Here is a 15,457-nt window from a genome sequence, read left to right as displayed (position 1 = left end):
ATTTGGGTTGTATAGTTGGTCCTTTGCAACCCAAAAGATGCCCCGGCGCCCCACCGCCGGGGCATCGACAATCAAGCCGAATGATTCTTCGTCACGTCTTAGTTCAAATAGCTTGCGCCCTGCCGGTAATAGGAGGGGATCGACCCGCTAAGCCGCCACCGCTTCCTCGCTCTGGCTTGTCGCCGCCTCAAGCAACCTTTTCTCCAGCGCCTTCACCCGCGCCGCGCTGTCGATCTTGTCGCCGATCAGGTCGGTGACATAGAAGGTGTCGACCGCGCGCTCGCCATAGGTCGCGACATGCGCGCTGTGCACCGTGACCTTCGACTGGAAGAGCGCATAGGCAAGCTGGTTGAGCAACGCGGGGCGGTCCTGCGCATTGACCTCGATCACCGTGAAGCGGTTCGACGCCTTATTGTCGATGAAGACATTGGGAGCGATGCGGAAGGCCTCGGCGCGGGTGCGCGGGAGCGCGCGGGCCTCGAGCTTGGGCAAGAGCTTGTGGCGGTTGGCGAGCGCATCCTCGATCGCCCGCGTCAGCCGGCCGATCTGCCCGGCCTCCGCAAAGGGCCGGCCGAGCGGGTCCTGGACGAGGAAATTGTCGAGCGCGAGCCCGTCGCGCGTCGTATGGATGCGCGCGTCGATGATGTTGCCGCCCGCGAGGTGGATGCCGCCGGCGATGCGGTAGAAGAGCCCGGGATGGTCGGCGGCGAGCACCATCACCAAAGTCGCGCCGCGGTCCTGGTCGGGCACCGCGGCGATGTGGAGCGGCGCGCCGCCCGCGGCCTGCATATGCGTGAGGTTGGCGGCGATGACCTCGACGGGTTCGGCGATCCAGTAGCTTTCGGGGAGGCGCTTCGCGAGCCTGGCGAAGCCCTTGTCGTCGAGGCCGAGCAGTGCCTGCGCATCCTCCTTCTTCGCGGCGATGCGCGCCTCGCGGCCCTTTTGCTTGTGGCCGAGGCGCAGCACCTCCTCGGCGGCGTCGAACAGCTCGGTGAGCAATTGGCGCTTCCAGCTGTTCCACACCCCGGGGCCGACCGCGCGGATATCGACGACGGTGAGCACGAGGAGCAGGCGCAGGCGCTCGGGGCTTTGGACGACCTGCGCGAAATCGAGGATCGTCTTGAAGTCGGCGAGGTCGCGCTTGAACGCGGTGGCCGACATGAGGAGGTGATAGCGCACGAGCCACGACACCGTCTCGGTCTCGGCCTCGCTCAGCCCGAGGCGCGGGCAGACGCGCAAGGCGAGTTCGGCGCCGAGCACGCTATGGTCGCCGCCGCGCCCCTTGGCGATGTCGTGGAGCAGCACCGCGCAATAGACCACCCGGCGCGAATGGATTTGCCCCATGATCGCGGTCGACAGCGGATGGTCGTCCTTCAGCCGGTCCTGCTCGATGTCCGAGAGGAGGCCGATCGCGCGGATCGTATGCTCGTCGACGGTGTAATGATGGTACATGTCGAACTGCATCTGCGCGACGACGCGGCCGAAATCGGGCACGAAGCGGCCGAACACGCCGGCCTCGTTCATCCAGCGCAGCACCGTCTCGGGATCGCGCGGACTGGTCAGCACGTCGAGGAACAGCTCGTTCGCGCGGGCCACGCGGCGGATCCCCTGCGTTTCGATCAGTTTGGCGTCGTGGCGCGCCTGGCGCATCGCGAGCGGGTGGATTTCGAGCCCATGCTTGTCGGCAAGCGCAAAGATCTCGATCAGGCGCACCGGGTCCTGCTGGAAGAAGTCGTCCGAGGGCAAGGCAAGGCGGCCGCGGTCGAGCACGAAGCCGTGGAGCCTGCCCGGCCGCCGCCGCAGCGTCGGCAGGAAGCGCCGGCCGCGCGCCGCCATCTGGTCGTCGAGATGCGCGAGGAAGGTGCCGGTGACGTCGCCGACGCTCTTCGCGTGGAGGAAATAGAGCTGCATGAAGCGCTCGACCGCACTTTTGCCCGGACGTTCGGCGAAATGCATGCGTTCGGCGATCTCACGCTGGAAATCGAAGGTCAGCCGGTCCTCGGCGCGTCCGGCGAGCGTGTGGAGGTGACAGCGCACCGCGAGCAGGAAATTTTCGGCGCGCGCGAATTGGCGCAGCTCGCGCGGACTCAGCAGCCCGGCGTCGACGAGCTCGGGCACGGTGCGCACGCGGTGGATGAACTTGCCGATCCAGAAAAGCGTGTGGAGATCGCGCAGACCGCCCTTGCCTTCCTTCACATTGGGTTCGACGACGTAGCGCGAATCGCCCATTTTCTTGTGCCGCTCGTCGCGTTCGGCGAGCTTTTCGGCGACGAACGCGCGCGCATTGCCCGCGACGACCTCGGCATCGAAGCGCGCCGAGGCCTGGTCGTAGAGGGTGCGGTCGCCCCAAATGAAGCGGCCTTCGAGCAGCGCGGTGCGGATGGTGAGATCGTCCTTCGCGGCGCGGATCATCTCGTCGAGCGAGCGCGACGAATGGCCGACCTTCAGCCCGAGGTCCCACATGGTGTAGAGCTGCGCCTCGATCACCTGCTCGGTCCAGCTCGTCTGCTTGAACGGGGTCAAAAAGCCGATGTCGATGTCGCTGAACGGCGCCATTTCGGCGCGGCCGTAACCGCCGACCGCGATGATCGTGATCCGCTCGCCCGCCGAGCGGTTGCCCGCGGGATAGAGATGGCCGGTGGTGAAGTCGTAGGAGAGGCGGACGATCTGGTCGATCAGGAAGGCGGTCGCCTGCGCCGCGACGAGGCCGGCCGAGGGGGTGATCAGCAGGCGGCGCGCGATCTCCGCCCGGCCCTCGTCGAGCGCCGCCTTGAGCAGATCGACCATCGCGCGGCGGCGCTTGCCGCTGTCGTTGGTTTCCGCAGCGACCGCGTCGAGCCGTTCTGCGAGCGCACGGCGGTCGATGATCGCGCGGCGGTCGGCGAGATTGGCGAAAAGCTCGCTCATCCTTCGCTCTCGGCCGCTTTCAGGCGATACAGCGCATTGAGCGCCTCGCGCGGGGTCAGCGCGTCGGGGTCGATGCTGGCCAGCGCTTCGCGCAGCGCGTCCTTCACCGGCGCGGGTTCGGCGGCGAGCGTCGCGGCGAAGAGCGGCAGGTCGTCGAGCCCCGCGGCAAGCCCGCCGGTCTTTTCGCGCCCCGCTTCGAGCTTCGCGAGCACCGCCTCCGCGCGCTTCACCACCTTGGGCGAAACCCCGGCGAGGCGCGCGACCGCGAGGCCGTAGCTGCGGTCGGCGGGGCCGTCGGCGAGTTCGTGGAGCAGGACGAGGTCGCCCTGCCATTCGCGCGCGCGAACATGGTGCAGCGAGAGCGCATCGAGGCTTTCGGCGAGCCGCGTGAGTTCGTGATAATGCGTCGCGAACAGGCAGCGGCACTGGTTGACCTCGTGCACCGCCTCGACCACCGCCCATGCGAGCGCGAGCCCGTCGTAGGTCGAGGTGCCGCGCCCGACCTCGTCGAGGATCACGAAGCTTTGTTCGGTCGCCTGCGCGAGGATCGCGGCGGTCTCGACCATCTCGACCATGAAGGTCGAGCGCCCGCGCGCGAGATTGTCCGATGCGCCGACGCGGCTGAACAGCCGGTCGACGAGCCCGAGCTTCGCCGCCGAGGCGGGAACGAAGCCGCCGGCCTGCGCGAGCACGATAATCAGCGCATTCTGGCGCAGGAAAGTCGATTTACCGCCCATATTGGGGCCGGTGACGAGCCAGAGCCGGTCGGCTGGCGACAGCGAAACGTCGTTGGGAACGAAGCGCTCGCCCGATTTCGCGAGCGCGGCCTCGACCACGGGGTGACGGCCGCCGGTCACCTCGAGGCACGGCGTGTCGGCGAGGTCGGGGCGGCACCAATTATGGCTCATCGCATGATCGGCGAGCGCCGCGGCGACGTCGAGCCGCGCGAGCACGTCGCACGACGCGGCGATCGCCTCGCGGCGCGCGACGGCGGCCTCGGTGAGCGACTCCAAATGCGCGGCCTCGGCGGCAACGGCGTGGACTCCCGCTTGCGTCACGCGGCTCGCAGCTTCGTGGAGGTCCGACGAGTTGAAGCGCACGACGCCCGCAAGCGTCTGGCGGTGGGTGAAGCCCGATTCGGGCGCCATCAGCGCGTCGGCGTGCTTCGCGGGCACCTCGACATGATAGCCGAGCACGCCGTTGTGGCGGATCTTGAGCGAGGCGATGCCGGTGCGGTCGCGATAGCCCGCTTCCAAGGCGGCGATCGCCTTGCGCCCGTCGCGCGCGGTTTCGCGCAGCGCGTCGAGCGCATGGTCGTAACCCTCGGCGACATAGCCGCCCTGCGCGGCGTCGACCGGCGGGGTTTCGATCAGCGCACGGCTGAGCTCGTCGACGAGCGCGCCATGGCCGTCGAGCCCGGGGAGCAGGCGCGCCAGCAATGGCGGCAGGTCGGGGCGGCGCCCGAGCCGCTCGCGCAAGATCCGCGCGCCGCCGAGTGCGTCGCGCAACTGCGCGAGGTCGCGCGGACCGCCGCGTCCGGCCACGAGCCGCCCGAGCGCGCGCCCGGCGTCGGGGAGGGCGCGCAAGGCACTGCGCAGGTCGCCGCGCCACAAGGCGTCGCGCGCGAGCGCATCGACGAGGTCGAGCCGGTCGACGATCGCATCCCGGTCCGTCAGCGGGCTCGCGAGATCGTCGGCGAGCAGGCGCGCGCCCGCAGCGGTGACCGTGCGGTCGATAGTGCCGAGCAGGCTGCCGTCACGCGAACCCGCCATGGTGCGCACGAGTTCGAGGCTTTCGCGCGTCGCCGCGTCGATCGCCATACGCCCCGAGGCGAGATGGCGCACGGGGGGCTGGAGGAAGACGCCGGTGCCGGTGCCGACATGGTCGAGATAGGCGGCGATGGCGCCCATCGCCGCGAGCTCACCGCGGGTGAACTGGCCGAAGCCGTCGAGCGTCTGCACACCGAACAGCGCTTCGAGCCGTTTCTGCCCGGCATTGCTCGAAAAATCGGATGTAGGACGGCGCACGACCTGGCGCACGCTCCACGCCGGGAGCTCACCCACGCTCTCGCTGACCAGCAGCTCCGACGGCGCGAGCCGCGCGAGTTCGGCGTCTACCGCGGCGCGCGGCACCGCGACGACCTCGAAGCGCCCGGTCGAGATATCGGCGGCGGCGATCGCGACCTCGCCTTCGCTGCCGACCTCAGCGAGCGCGGCGAGGCGGTTGGCGCTCCGCCCTTCGAGCAGGCTTTCCTCGGTCAGCGTGCCCGCGGTGACGAAGCGCACGATCGCGCGCGCGACGAGCGCCTTCGACCCGCCGCGTGCCTTGGCCTCGGCGGGGCTTTCGACCTGTTCGGCGATCGCGACGCGGTGCCCCGCCTTAATGAGGCGTGCGAGATAGGATTCGGCGGCGTGGACGGGCACGCCGCACATCGGCACCGGCTCGCCGCCATGTTCGCCCCGCGCGGTGAGCGCGATGTCGAGCGTCGACGCCGCCGCCTTGGCGTCGTCGAAGAAGAGTTCGAAGAAATCGCCCATGCGATAGAAGAGCAGGCAATCGCCCGCTTTCTCCTTGAGCGACCAATATTGCGCCATCATCGGCGTGGCGGCGGGAAAGGCGGAAGCGGCAGCTTGGGCGGCGGTGGCGGACATCGCGTCCTGCTTAGTGATTGGGGGCGGCATGGCAAGCCGGTGTCGGTTTTGGGGTGGTTTCCAGAACGTCCTCTAATTCCGTTTGTGTCGAGCGAAGTCGAGACACGTGAAGGCACGCGCTCCTCATGGGTGTCTCGAATTCGCTCGACACGAGCGGGCTTTATAGGGCGGTTTGTCCATCGACGCCCGCAACGAACGATCTGCATCTTCCATATCAATGCGCGCAGAGGCGCAGAGACCGCAGAGGCGATGGTGCGGCATCTCTGCGCCCTCTGCGCCTCTGCGCGAATATCATAATAGCCTGCGGCAGCTCCGGCCCGAAACCGCCTTCCCCACCCCCGGAAGAAAAGGCTTTCCTAATAAATCCCGCCATGATCTACCCTTGCGGATGACCGCGTCCTCTGCCCCGCAGATCGCCCTTCACCGGCCCCGCCCGCGCTGCCCACGCCCTCGGCTTAAAGCCACAAAGGCCTCATTTTCGATGCGTCCATGCGGGGCTTTTGTGGCCTTAAGGGCAAAAGCCCGCCTCGCTCGTCTCCGTCCGGCGCACGGCTTGCACGGAGGCGCAACATTGGCGGTACCAATTGCAATCGGGCGACGCTAGGGAATGGGCACTGGGCGCGCATGTCTCGAGAATCAAAATTAGGGGAAGAACCGATGGACAGCGGCAGCAAGGTGCAATTTTCGGATCGCGAGGCCCTGTTATACCACGAATATGGGCGCCCGGGGAAAATCGAGATCGTCGCGTCGAAGCCGATGGCGACCCAGCGCGATTTGAGCCTCGCCTATTCGCCCGGTGTCGCAGTGCCGGTGAAGGCGATCGCCGAGGATCCGGCGACCGCCTATGACTATACGATCAAGGGCAATCTGGTCGCGGTGATCTCGAACGGCACCGCGATCCTCGGTCTCGGCAATCTCGGCGCGCTCGCCTCGAAGCCGGTGATGGAAGGCAAGGCGGTGCTGTTCAAGCGCTTCGCCGACGTCGATTCGATCGACCTCGAGGTCGCCACCGAGGATCCGCAGCGCTTCATCGAGGCGGTCGAACTGCTCGAGCCGACCTTCGGCGGGATCAACCTGGAAGACATCGCGGCGCCCAACTGCTTCATCATCGAGGCGGCGCTCAAAGAGAAGATGAACATCCCGGTGTTCCACGACGACCAGCATGGCACCGCGATCATCACCGCGGCCGGCCTGATCAACGCCTGCCACCTGACCGGGCGCGACCTCGCGACGGTCAAGGTCGTGGTCAACGGCGCGGGCGCGGCGGCGATTGCTTGTACGGCGCTCATGAAGTCGATGGGTGTGCGGCACGAGAATGTCATCATGTGCGACCGAAAGGGCACGATCTGGCAGGGCCGCACCGAGGGCATGGACCAGTGGAAGTCGGCGCATGCGGTGCCGACCGAGGCGCGCGACCTGACCGAGGCGCTGGTCGGCGCCGACGTGTTCCTGGGGCTGTCGGCCGCGGGCGCGCTCAAGCCCGAGATGGTCAAGGACATGGCGCCCGCGCCGATCATCTTCGCGATGGCGAACCCCGATCCCGAAATCTCGCCCCCCGACGCGCGCGCGGCGCGGCCCGACGCGATCATCGCCACGGGGCGGTCGGATTATCCGAACCAGGTCAACAATGTCCTATGCTTCCCCTTTATCTTCCGCGGCGCGCTCGACGTGCGCGCGACCGCCATCAACGAGGAGATGAAGATCGCCGCGGCTTATGCGATCGCCGATCTCGCGCGCCAGCAGGTGCCCGAGGAAGTGGCGGCAGCCTATGGCGGGCGCGCGTCGAGCTTCGGCCCCGAATATATCATCCCGTCGCCCTTCGACCCGCGGTTGATGGAGATCGTCCCCGCGGCGGTGGCGAAGGCGGCGATGGACACCGGCGTCGCGCAGCGGCCGATCGAGGATATGGCGGCCTATCGCAACTCGCTGAAGGCGCGGCTCAACCCGACGACCTCGGTGCTGACGCTCGCCTATGAGGCCGCGCGCGCCAATCCGAAGCGCGTGGTGTTCGCCGAGGGCGAAGAGGAAGTCGTGCTGCGCGCCGCGATCCAGTTTCGCGACGGCGGTTATGGCATTCCCGTGCTCGTCGGGCGCGAGGGGCTGCACGACAAGCTCAAGGACATGGGCGTCGCCGATCCCGAAAGCTTCGAAGTGCACAACAGCGTCAATTCGCCGCACGTCCCGCAGATGGTCGACATGCTCTACGAACGGCTGCAACGGCGCGGATACCTCCGCCGCGACGTCGAACGGATGGTCAACCGCGACCGCAACATCTTCGGCTCGCTGCTGCTGAAGCTCGGGCTGGGCGATGCGATGATCACCGGCACGACACGCACCTATGCGCAGACGATGCGCGAGGTGCGCCGCGTGATCGACCCCGCCGAGGGCCAGACCAATTTCGGCATCCACGTCCTCGTCGGCCAGCACCACACGGTGTTCATGTCCGACACGACGGTCAACGAGCGCCCGAGCGCAGCGCAGCTGGCCGACATCGCCGAGCGAACCGCACAGGTCGCGCGCCGCATGGGGCACGAACCGCGCGTCGCCTTCCTCTCTTACTCGACCTTCGGCAACCCGCCGGGATCGTGGCTCGACAATATCCGCGAAGCGGTCGCGATCCTCGACGCACGCAAACCCGGCTTCGAATATGAGGGCGAGATGTCGCCCGACGTCGCGCTGAACCCAAAGGTGATGGCGAACTATCCCTTCTGCCGGCTGTCGGGGCCGGCGAATGTGCTGGTGATGCCGGGGCTGCAGTCGGGCAATCTGTCGGCGAAGCTGCTGCGCGAACTGGGCGGCAGCGCGGTGATCGGCCCGATGCTGGTCGGCATGGAAAAGCCGGTGCAGGTCGCAACGATGGCATCGACCGCGTCGGACCTGGTGACGCTGGCGGTGCTCGCCGCGGGCGGGATCGCGGAATAAGATCCAGAAAGCCCACTAAAGATCCTCCCCTTGGCGAAGCCATGGGGAGGTGGCAGCGCGAAGCGCTGACGGAGGGGTAATGGCGCTGGTGTCGAAACCCCTCCACCACGCCCTGCGGGGCGCGGTCCCCCTCCCCAACGCTGCGCGATGGGGAGGATTTAGGTTACGGCCCCGAAGGTCCGCCGCTGCCGCCCATGCCGGGGGCGCCGACCGCGCCGATATTGCCGAAGATATCCTCGAAGAAGCTGCGCTCGCGGCCCAGCGTCGGGGTTTTGTCGCCTTCGGGGCTGATCTTGCTCACCAGTTCGAGCCCGGTGCGGTCGACCGCGACGACATTGCCCGCGGGATCGAAGCGCACGCGCAGCACCTGCTGCGCGACGGGGCGCGGGTTGGCGAAGGCGAGCTGGCGCGTCTCGCGCGAGACGTAATAATATTCATTGTCGCTGAACTGGCCGACGAAGGTCGGGCGGCCGAGCGTCTTTTCCACCGATTCGCGGTTGTCGACGCCGGGGGCGATCGCCTCGGTCAGCACGGGATCGACGACATAGCCCTGACGGCCCTTGAGCTGCGCGCAGCCGCCGCTGGCGAGCGCGAGCGCGACGGCGCCCAGCAGCAGGGGCGCCCGGCGGGCCGAAAAACTGGTCGTGAAGTGCGGCATCAATTGGTCTCCGTTGCGCATGCCTTGCCGCTCGCCCCCGCGACTGCGCTTATGTGGGGCCTCTTAGCGCCAAGCGGGCGCGGCGCACAAGGCCTATGGCACGCCGCTTGTGACGCGGCAAAGCTTGCTGCAGCCTGACCGGCGGGCCTTTTCCACGGACAGAAATGCGGCCAGAGCGCGTTCGGTTTTGATAAAATCAAAGCCGGCGCTCCGGATTCCTGTCTGCCGTGATTTCCGAGCCGTGAAATGTTCCATTTCACTCGAAATCACTTTAGGCGTTACGCATGATTTCGCTTCGCAACCTGTTCAAGCCCGCCGCCGACCCGCGCGAGGCGCGCCGCCCGCTGTGGAACGCCGTGGTCGCCGCCGCGCGCGCCCCGCACTGGTATGTCGAGGGCGGGGTGCCCGACACGCTCGACGGGCGGTTCGACATGATCAGCCTGGTGCTGGCGCTGGTGCTCCACCGCATCGACGAGGATCCGGGCCAGGCGCTCGCGGGCGTCCAGCTCACCGAATTGTTCGTCACCGACATGGACGGGCAGATGCGCCAGATCGGCTTCGGCGACATGGTCGTCGGCAAGCAGATCGGGCGGATGGTCGGCGCGCTCGGCGGGCGGCTGGGCGCCTATCGCGTTCCCGACGGGTCGGACGCGATGCGCGCGGCGCTGGTCCGCAATCTGTGGCGCGGGCAGGAACCCGATGCGGCGCATCTGGCGCATGTCGCGGACGAGGCGGCGAAATTGCGCGCCGCGCTCGCGGCTATGCCGGTCGAGGCGCTGATCGTCGCCGACCGCCTGCCGGACGCCGCATGACCGCGCCAGAATTTTCGTACGTCGTCACGCTGACCGAGGCCGGGCAGGGCCGCGACGTCGAACTCACTGCCGACGAAGCCGCGCGCGCGCGGATCGCCAAGCGGCTCGATCTGGTGGAACTCTCGCGCTTCGAGCTGACCGCCGCGGTGCGCGCGGTCGCGGGCGGAATGACGGTGCGCGGCGAGGTGAAGGCCAGGCTGGTGCAGAGCTGCGCCGCAAGCGGGCTGCCGGTGCCCGCGGCGATCGCCGAGCCCTTCGACCTCAAGTTCCTGCGCGATCTGCCCGTCGGCGGCGAGGACGACGAGATCGAACTGGGCAGCGAGGATATCGACATGTTGCCGCTCGAGCACGACCGGGTCGACCTGGGCGAGGTCGCGGTGCAGACGCTGTCGCTCGCGCTCGATCCCTATCCGCGCCATCCCGATGCCGATCGCATCCTCGCCGACAAAGGCGTGCTGAGCGAGGAGCAGGCGGGCCCCTTCGGCGCGCTCGCGGCGCTCAAGGGCAAGACGGGCGCGTAGCGCCAAGCGGTGAGAGCGTAGCGACGGCGGATCCCGTACTGCAAATGGCCGGTTTCGGGCGTTAGCTGACGTTCCAGTTCCTCCCCGGAACGGGGAGGGAGACCGCCGCGAAGCGGTGGTGGAGGGGGTCGGGACGGTGCGTCATAACGCGAGGTTTCGACCCTCCGTCAGCCCTGCGGGCTGCCACCTCCCCGTTCCGGGGAGGAACTGGAGACGTCAGCCTTCCACCCCAACGCCGACACCCCGCTCCGCGGACCGCGACTATTCGGGCGCGTCTTCGTCCTGCAGCTCGTCCGCATCGGGCGCTTCGGCATCGGCCTTGGGCGGATCCTCAAGCAGGTCGGCGACCGCGTCGTCGAGGCCCGATTCTTTCTTTGCGGGCGCTTCCTTCTCCTTTGCGGCGGGCGCGGGCTTCTTTTCGGCGGGGGCAGGTTTTTCGCCTGCGGCTTCGGCGGCCGCCTTTTCGTCGCGCGTCGGGGGCAGGCTGCCGCCGAGCGCCTTGGCGAGGCCGACGAGCTGCTCGCCTATCACCCCGTCGACCGCGGGGGCGATTTCGGGGATTTTGAAGCGCATATAGCCGCCGACGACATAGTCGAAGCGGATCGCGGCGCCGGTCGGCGTTTCCTTGATCTGGATCGTCAGCGTGCCGGTCAGCGCCTCGCCCTGCAGCGGCCCGAAGGCGCCCGAGAGACGGAGCATCTCGTTCGGCTTGGCGAAAAGAATGCGCGCGTGCTGAACGCTGCCCATCCCCTTGCCCGTGTCGGGAAGCTTTTCGCAGAAACAGCCGCCGGCCTGCGAATCGAGCCAGAAATTCGCGGCGTCGCCCGACCAGCTATGCTCCTTCGACCACCATTTCTGGGGCATTTTGAGCATTTTCCACACATCTTCGGGGGTCGCGGCGACCTGCGCGGTGTGCGCGACGGTGAAGCCGGCGTCGCCTTGGTCGATGACCTTGGCCTGTGCGGGTTGTACGCCGAAGGCTGCCAGGGCCGCCGCCACGATCGTCGTCGAAAATCTCATCGCCCGTTCCCTTCGGCGCCGTTCATAACCGGCACCGGGGACGCTGGCTAGGCCGTCGCGGTGTTGAGGATCGTTTCGATCGCGTTGTTGACGACGTCGATCTCGGCCATGCCGTCGACGCGCGTCACGATGCCGCGCGCGTCGTAGATCGGCAGGATCGGCGCGGTCTTGGCGCGATATTCGGCCATGCGCGTGCGCACCGTTTCTTCATTGTCGTCGGGGCGGCGCTTGAACTCGTTCGAGCCGCAGACGTCGCAGGTATCGGCGACCTTCGGCAGCTTGTAGCGATCGTGATAGCCCTCGCCGCATTTGGCGCAGCTGAAGCGGCCGGTGATGCGGTCGACGAGCGCATCCTCCTCGACCACCAGTTCGATCACATGGTCGAGCTTGCGGCCGCGGTCCGACAGGATCTGGTCGAGCGAATCGGCCTGCGCGGCGGTGCGCGGATAGCCGTCGAAGATCACCGAGACGTTGGCGCCGAGTTCGTCGAGCCGCTCGCCGATCAGGCCCGAGACGATTTCGTCCGAGACCAGTTCGCCCGCGTCCATCACCGCCTTGGCCTGGACGCCGATCGGCGTGCCCGCCTTGACCGCGGCGCGCAGCATGTCGCCGGTCGAGAGCTGGATCATGCCATGCTCGTCCTCGAGCCGCGAGGCCTGCGTTCCCTTGCCCGCACCCGGCGGACCCAGCAAAATGATGTTGAGCGTCATGAAGGCCCCTGTTTCCCTGCCCCGTTCGAGATTCGCGTAGCGGGCCGATCAGCGGCGCGCAACGCCGCCTTTCAATTTGGCCTTCTTGATGAGGTCGCCATATTGATGCGCGAGCATGTGGCTCTGAATCTGGGTGATGGTGTCGATCGTCACGTTGACGATGATGAGCAGGCTGGTGCCGCCGAGCTGGAAGGGCAGGCCCGACCGCGCGATGAAATATTCGGGCACCAGGCAGATCAGCGCCAGATAGGCCGCGCCGATCACGGTGATGCGCGTCAGCACATGGTCGAGATAGGCGGCGGTGTTCTTGCCCGGGCGGATGCCGGGGATGAAGCCGTTCTGGCGCTTCAGATTGTCGGCGGTTTCCTCGGGGTTGAAGACGACCGCTACGTAGAAGAAGCAGAAGAAGATGATGCCGAACGCATAGAGCAGCATGTACAGCGGCTGGCCGTGCGCGAGATACTGGTTGATCGTGATCAGGAAATCGCCCGATGCGCTGTCGCTGGTAACGTTGTTGCCCATGAACTGGGTGATGGTCAGCGGCATCAGCAGCAGCGACGAAGCGAAGATCGGCGGGATCACGCCCGCGGTGTTGACCTTCAAGGGCAGGTGGCTGCGGTCGGCCTGCATCACCCCGCGCTGCGTCGCGCGCTTTGGATATTGCACGAGCACGCGCCGCTGCGCGCGTTCCATGAAGCTGATGAAGGCGATGATCGCGACCGCGCCGAGGATGACGGCGAAGACGGTGCCGCCCCCCATCGAGCCTTCGCGGACCTGGCTGAACATCTGGCCGAAGCTGCGCGGCAGCTGGGCGAGGATGCCCGCCATGATGATCAGCGAAACACCGTTGCCGATGCCGCGGCTGGTGATCTGTTCGCCGAGCCACATCAGGAAGAGCGTGCCGCCGACGACGCTGATCACGGTGGTGATGCGGAACATCATGCCCGGATCGAGCACGACGGTGATGCCCTGCGCGCCGGTCGACGCCTCGGCGGTGAGCGCGAGGAAATAGGCCTGGATCGCGGTCAGCGCGACGGTGCCGTAGCGCGTATATTGGTTGAGCTTCTTGCGCCCGCTCTCGCCTTCTTTCTTGAGCGCGGCGAGGCTGGGGGCCAGCGCGGCGGCGAGCTGCACCACGATCGACGCGGTGATATAGGGCATGACGCCGAGCGCGATGATGCTGAGGCGCTCGAGGCTGCCGCCCGAGAAGGTGTTGAAGATGTCCAGGACGCCGCCCGAGGCCGCCTGCTTATAGGCCTGCGCCAGCGCGACGGGATCGACGCCCGGCAGCGGCACGAAGGACAGGAAGCGGAAGACGATCAGCGCGCCGATCGTGAACCAGATGCGGTTCTTGAGTTCGGTCGCCTGGCCGAACTTCGAGAAGTTCAGGTTGGATGCAAGCTGGTCGGCGCGAGAGGCCATGGGTATTTTTCCTCGGATTTCCGGACCGCGCCCCCCGCGACCCGGCGCCTATGTGCGTTCGGTGGTCGTGAAGCGCAAGGGGAAAGGCCCGATTCAAATGCGTCGGGGGCGGCGCGGCCTGGTGCCGCGCCGCCCCCGAAAATCGTCAGGCCTTCTTCGCGGCCGCTTCGGCCTTGCGCTTGGCCTTCTTGCCATCGCCCTCGGGCTTGGGCTCGGGCAGTTCGACCTTGCCGCCGGCCTTTTCGACCGCCTCGATCGCGCCCTTCGACGCGCCGGCGACCTTGAAGTTGAGCTTCGCGGTCAGTTCGCCCTTGGCGAGGAGGCGGACGCCGTCCTTGCCGCCGCGGGCAACGCCGGCGGCCTTGAGCGCGGCGTGATCGATCACGCCCTTGGCGTCGAGCGTCTTGGCGTCGACCAGTTTCTGGATCATGCCCAGATTGACGATCGCGAAATCCTTGCCGAAGATGTTGTTGAAGCCGCGCTTCGGGATGCGCATGTGGAGCGGCATCTGGCCGCCCTCGAAGCCGTTGATCGCGACGCCGCTGCGGGCCTTCTGGCCCTTCTGGCCGCGACCGGCGGTCTTGCCCTTGCCCGAGCCGATACCGCGGCCGACACGCATCCGGCCCTTGCGGGCACCGGCATTGTCGCTGAGTTCGTTAAGCTTGATAGTCATAGTTGCACTCGCTTTCGCTATGTTCGCGCTGGGAACCGGGCCCTTCTTTGAAGAAGGCTAGTCCGGCTCGATTTCACTCGACGGTTGAAAGCCGGGATAGGGTCCGGCCTTCTCCATCACGATGGCCTGGGCGACATAGCCGCGGCCATCGACACTGGTAATCGAGGGGCTGCCGTGAAGCTGCCACCCCCGGTTGAGCAGGCCTTCGACACGAGCGCAGAAGGCGCTGTCGTCGGGGCCGGTCAACAGGCGGTAGAGCTTCAAAGCCTTAGCCCTCGACGACTTCCACCATGTGCGGAAGCTTGCGGATCATGCCGCGCACTTCCGGGGTGTCGACCAGTTCGACCTCGCGGTGCATCCTGCCCAGGCCGAGGCCGGTCAGGATCGCACGCTGGCTCTTGGGACGACGGATCGGCGAGCCGATCTGGCGGATCTTGATCTTCTTGTCGGCCATCGTCTTACTCCGTCACCGCCGCGGCTTCGGCCTCGGCTGCGCGGTCGGACGAGCCGCCGCGCTTGATCAGATCCGACACCTTCTTGCCGCGACGCTGCGCGACCGACTTGGGGCTGGTCTGTTCGCCGAGCGCCTCGAAGGTCGCGCGGATCATGTTATAGGGGTTCGAGGTGCCGTTCGACTTGGTCACCACGTCGGCGACGCCGAGCGATTCGAACACGGCGCGCATCGGACCACCGGCGATGATGCCGGTACCCGCGGGCGCCGAGCGCAGCGTGACCATGCCGGCACCGAAATGGCCGAGGCCGTCATGGTGCAGCGTGCGGCCGTCGCGCAGCGGAACGCGGATCATCGCCTTCTTCGCGGCAGCGGTCGCCTTCGAAATGGCTTCGGGCACTTCGCGCGCCTTGCCATGACCGAAACCGGCGCGGCCCTTGCCGTCGCCGACGACGACGAGCGCGGCGAAACCGAAGCGCTTGCCGCCCTTCACGGTCTTCGAGACGCGGTTGATGTGGACGAGCTTTTCGATCAGCTCTTCGCCGCCGTCGTCGTCGCGCGGGCGACGATCGTCGCGGCGGCCGCGGCCACCGTCACGACCGCCACGGTTGCCGCCATCGCGGCCGCCGCCACGGCCGCGGCGCGGAGCCTGGCCTTCGGTGGGGGCAGCTTCGGGAGCGCCTTCGACGTTCTGTACTTCGTCTGCCATG

Annotated in this window: 13 protein-coding genes; 3 read left to right on the top strand and 10 right to left on the bottom strand. The window is 67.3% G+C overall.

Annotation, left to right across the window (positions count from 1 at the left end):
- Positions 1-147 precede the first annotated feature (147 nt).
- Positions 148-2,907, bottom strand: a complete 2,760-nt coding sequence (locus BWQ93_RS16225) for a [protein-PII] uridylyltransferase (protein ID WP_077031413.1) — start codon at positions 2,905-2,907, stop codon at positions 148-150.
- Complete coding sequence (gene mutS, locus BWQ93_RS16220; RefSeq protein WP_077031412.1) at positions 2,904-5,558, bottom strand: DNA mismatch repair protein MutS; 2,655 nt, start codon at positions 5,556-5,558, stop codon at positions 2,904-2,906. Before mutS ends, BWQ93_RS16225 begins: the two co-directional genes overlap by 4 nt.
- 657 nt (positions 5,559-6,215) lie before the next feature.
- Here mutS and BWQ93_RS16215 point away from each other — a divergent pair.
- Entirely contained in the window at positions 6,216-8,480 is a 2,265-nt protein-coding gene (locus BWQ93_RS16215; RefSeq protein ID WP_156878265.1) for an NADP-dependent malic enzyme, read from the top strand.
- A gap of 163 nt (positions 8,481-8,643) precedes the next feature.
- On the opposite strand, the gene BWQ93_RS16210 is transcribed toward BWQ93_RS16215, so the two are convergent.
- A complete protein-coding gene (locus BWQ93_RS16210; RefSeq protein ID WP_077031410.1) occupies positions 8,644-9,159 on the bottom strand; it encodes an outer membrane protein assembly factor BamE in 516 nt (171 codons plus the stop codon).
- Positions 9,160-9,422: 263 nt separating this feature from the next.
- On the opposite strand from BWQ93_RS16210, the gene BWQ93_RS16205 reads away from it, so the two are divergent.
- Together BWQ93_RS16205 and BWQ93_RS16200 are read left to right on the top strand one after the other, a co-directional pair.
- Positions 9,423-9,950 carry a ubiquinol-cytochrome C chaperone family protein gene (locus BWQ93_RS16205; RefSeq protein ID WP_077031409.1) on the top strand — a complete coding sequence of 176 codons (528 nt, stop codon included), beginning with the start codon at positions 9,423-9,425 and terminating at the stop codon, positions 9,948-9,950.
- Complete coding sequence (locus BWQ93_RS16200) at positions 9,947-10,471, top strand: YceD family protein (RefSeq protein ID WP_077031408.1); 525 nt, start codon at positions 9,947-9,949, stop codon at positions 10,469-10,471. Before BWQ93_RS16205 ends, BWQ93_RS16200 begins: the two co-directional genes overlap by 4 nt.
- 261 nt (positions 10,472-10,732) lie before the next feature.
- Here the strand turns inward: BWQ93_RS16200 and BWQ93_RS16195 are convergent, their stop codons facing one another.
- The 7 genes from BWQ93_RS16195 to rpsE all read right to left on the bottom strand — a co-directional run bounded on the left by BWQ93_RS16195 (position 10,733) and on the right by rpsE (position 15,456).
- The gene (locus BWQ93_RS16195) at positions 10,733-11,491 is read right to left on the bottom strand and encodes a hypothetical protein (RefSeq protein ID WP_077031407.1); all 759 of its coding nucleotides are present in this window, start codon (positions 11,489-11,491) and stop codon (positions 10,733-10,735) included.
- Positions 11,492-11,538: 47 nt separating this feature from the next.
- Entirely contained in the window at positions 11,539-12,201 is a 663-nt protein-coding gene (locus BWQ93_RS16190) for an adenylate kinase (RefSeq protein ID WP_077031406.1), read from the bottom strand.
- Positions 12,202-12,249: 48 nt separating this feature from the next.
- A complete protein-coding gene (gene secY / locus BWQ93_RS16185; RefSeq protein WP_077031405.1) occupies positions 12,250-13,623 on the bottom strand; it encodes a preprotein translocase subunit SecY in 1,374 nt (457 codons plus the stop codon).
- A gap of 145 nt (positions 13,624-13,768) precedes the next feature.
- Positions 13,769-14,296 carry a 50S ribosomal protein L15 gene (gene rplO, locus BWQ93_RS16180; protein ID WP_077031404.1) on the bottom strand — a complete coding sequence of 176 codons (528 nt, stop codon included), beginning with the start codon at positions 14,294-14,296 and terminating at the stop codon, positions 13,769-13,771.
- Between the two features lie 57 nt (positions 14,297-14,353).
- Positions 14,354-14,560, bottom strand: coding sequence for a DUF1737 domain-containing protein (locus tag BWQ93_RS16175; RefSeq protein ID WP_037556386.1), 207 nt, complete (start codon positions 14,558-14,560; stop codon positions 14,354-14,356).
- A gap of 4 nt (positions 14,561-14,564) precedes the next feature.
- Complete coding sequence (gene rpmD, locus BWQ93_RS16170) at positions 14,565-14,750, bottom strand: 50S ribosomal protein L30 (protein WP_077031403.1); 186 nt, start codon at positions 14,748-14,750, stop codon at positions 14,565-14,567.
- A gap of 4 nt (positions 14,751-14,754) precedes the next feature.
- Positions 14,755-15,456 (bottom strand): 30S ribosomal protein S5, encoded by a 702-nt coding sequence (rpsE, locus tag BWQ93_RS16165; protein WP_077031402.1) that lies wholly within the window; start codon positions 15,454-15,456, stop codon positions 14,755-14,757.
- Position 15,457 lies beyond the last annotated feature (1 nt).

The organism is Sphingopyxis sp. QXT-31 (genome assembly GCF_001984035.1).
In the GTDB taxonomy this organism is placed as follows: Bacteria; Pseudomonadota; Alphaproteobacteria; order Sphingomonadales; family Sphingomonadaceae; genus Sphingopyxis.
This window is presented reverse-complemented; position numbering and strand designations above follow the sequence as displayed.

Bases quoted from the DNA above. Each gene is read 5' to 3' on its own strand.
- BWQ93_RS16225 (WP_077031413.1), bottom strand. From the start codon at position 2,907: ATGAGCGAGCTTTTCGCCAATCTCGCCGACCGCCGCGCGATCATCGAC.
- mutS (WP_077031412.1), bottom strand. From the start codon at position 5,558: ATGTCCGCCACCGCCGCCCAAGCTGCCGCTTCCGCCTTTCCCGCCGCC.
- BWQ93_RS16215 (WP_156878265.1), top strand. From the start codon at position 6,216: ATGGACAGCGGCAGCAAGGTGCAATTTTCGGATCGCGAGGCCCTGTTA.
- BWQ93_RS16210 (WP_077031410.1), bottom strand. From the start codon at position 9,159: ATGCGCAACGGAGACCAATTGATGCCGCACTTCACGACCAGTTTTTCG.
- BWQ93_RS16205 (WP_077031409.1), top strand. From the start codon at position 9,423: ATGATTTCGCTTCGCAACCTGTTCAAGCCCGCCGCCGACCCGCGCGAG.
- BWQ93_RS16200 (WP_077031408.1), top strand. From the start codon at position 9,947: ATGACCGCGCCAGAATTTTCGTACGTCGTCACGCTGACCGAGGCCGGG.
- BWQ93_RS16195 (WP_077031407.1), bottom strand. From the start codon at position 11,491: ATGAGATTTTCGACGACGATCGTGGCGGCGGCCCTGGCAGCCTTCGGC.
- BWQ93_RS16190 (WP_077031406.1), bottom strand. From the start codon at position 12,201: ATGACGCTCAACATCATTTTGCTGGGTCCGCCGGGTGCGGGCAAGGGA.
- secY (WP_077031405.1), bottom strand. From the start codon at position 13,623: ATGGCCTCTCGCGCCGACCAGCTTGCATCCAACCTGAACTTCTCGAAG.
- rplO (WP_077031404.1), bottom strand. From the start codon at position 14,296: ATGACTATCAAGCTTAACGAACTCAGCGACAATGCCGGTGCCCGCAAG.
- rpmD (WP_077031403.1), bottom strand. From the start codon at position 14,750: ATGGCCGACAAGAAGATCAAGATCCGCCAGATCGGCTCGCCGATCCGT.
- rpsE (WP_077031402.1), bottom strand. From the start codon at position 15,456: ATGGCAGACGAAGTACAGAACGTCGAAGGCGCTCCCGAAGCTGCCCCC.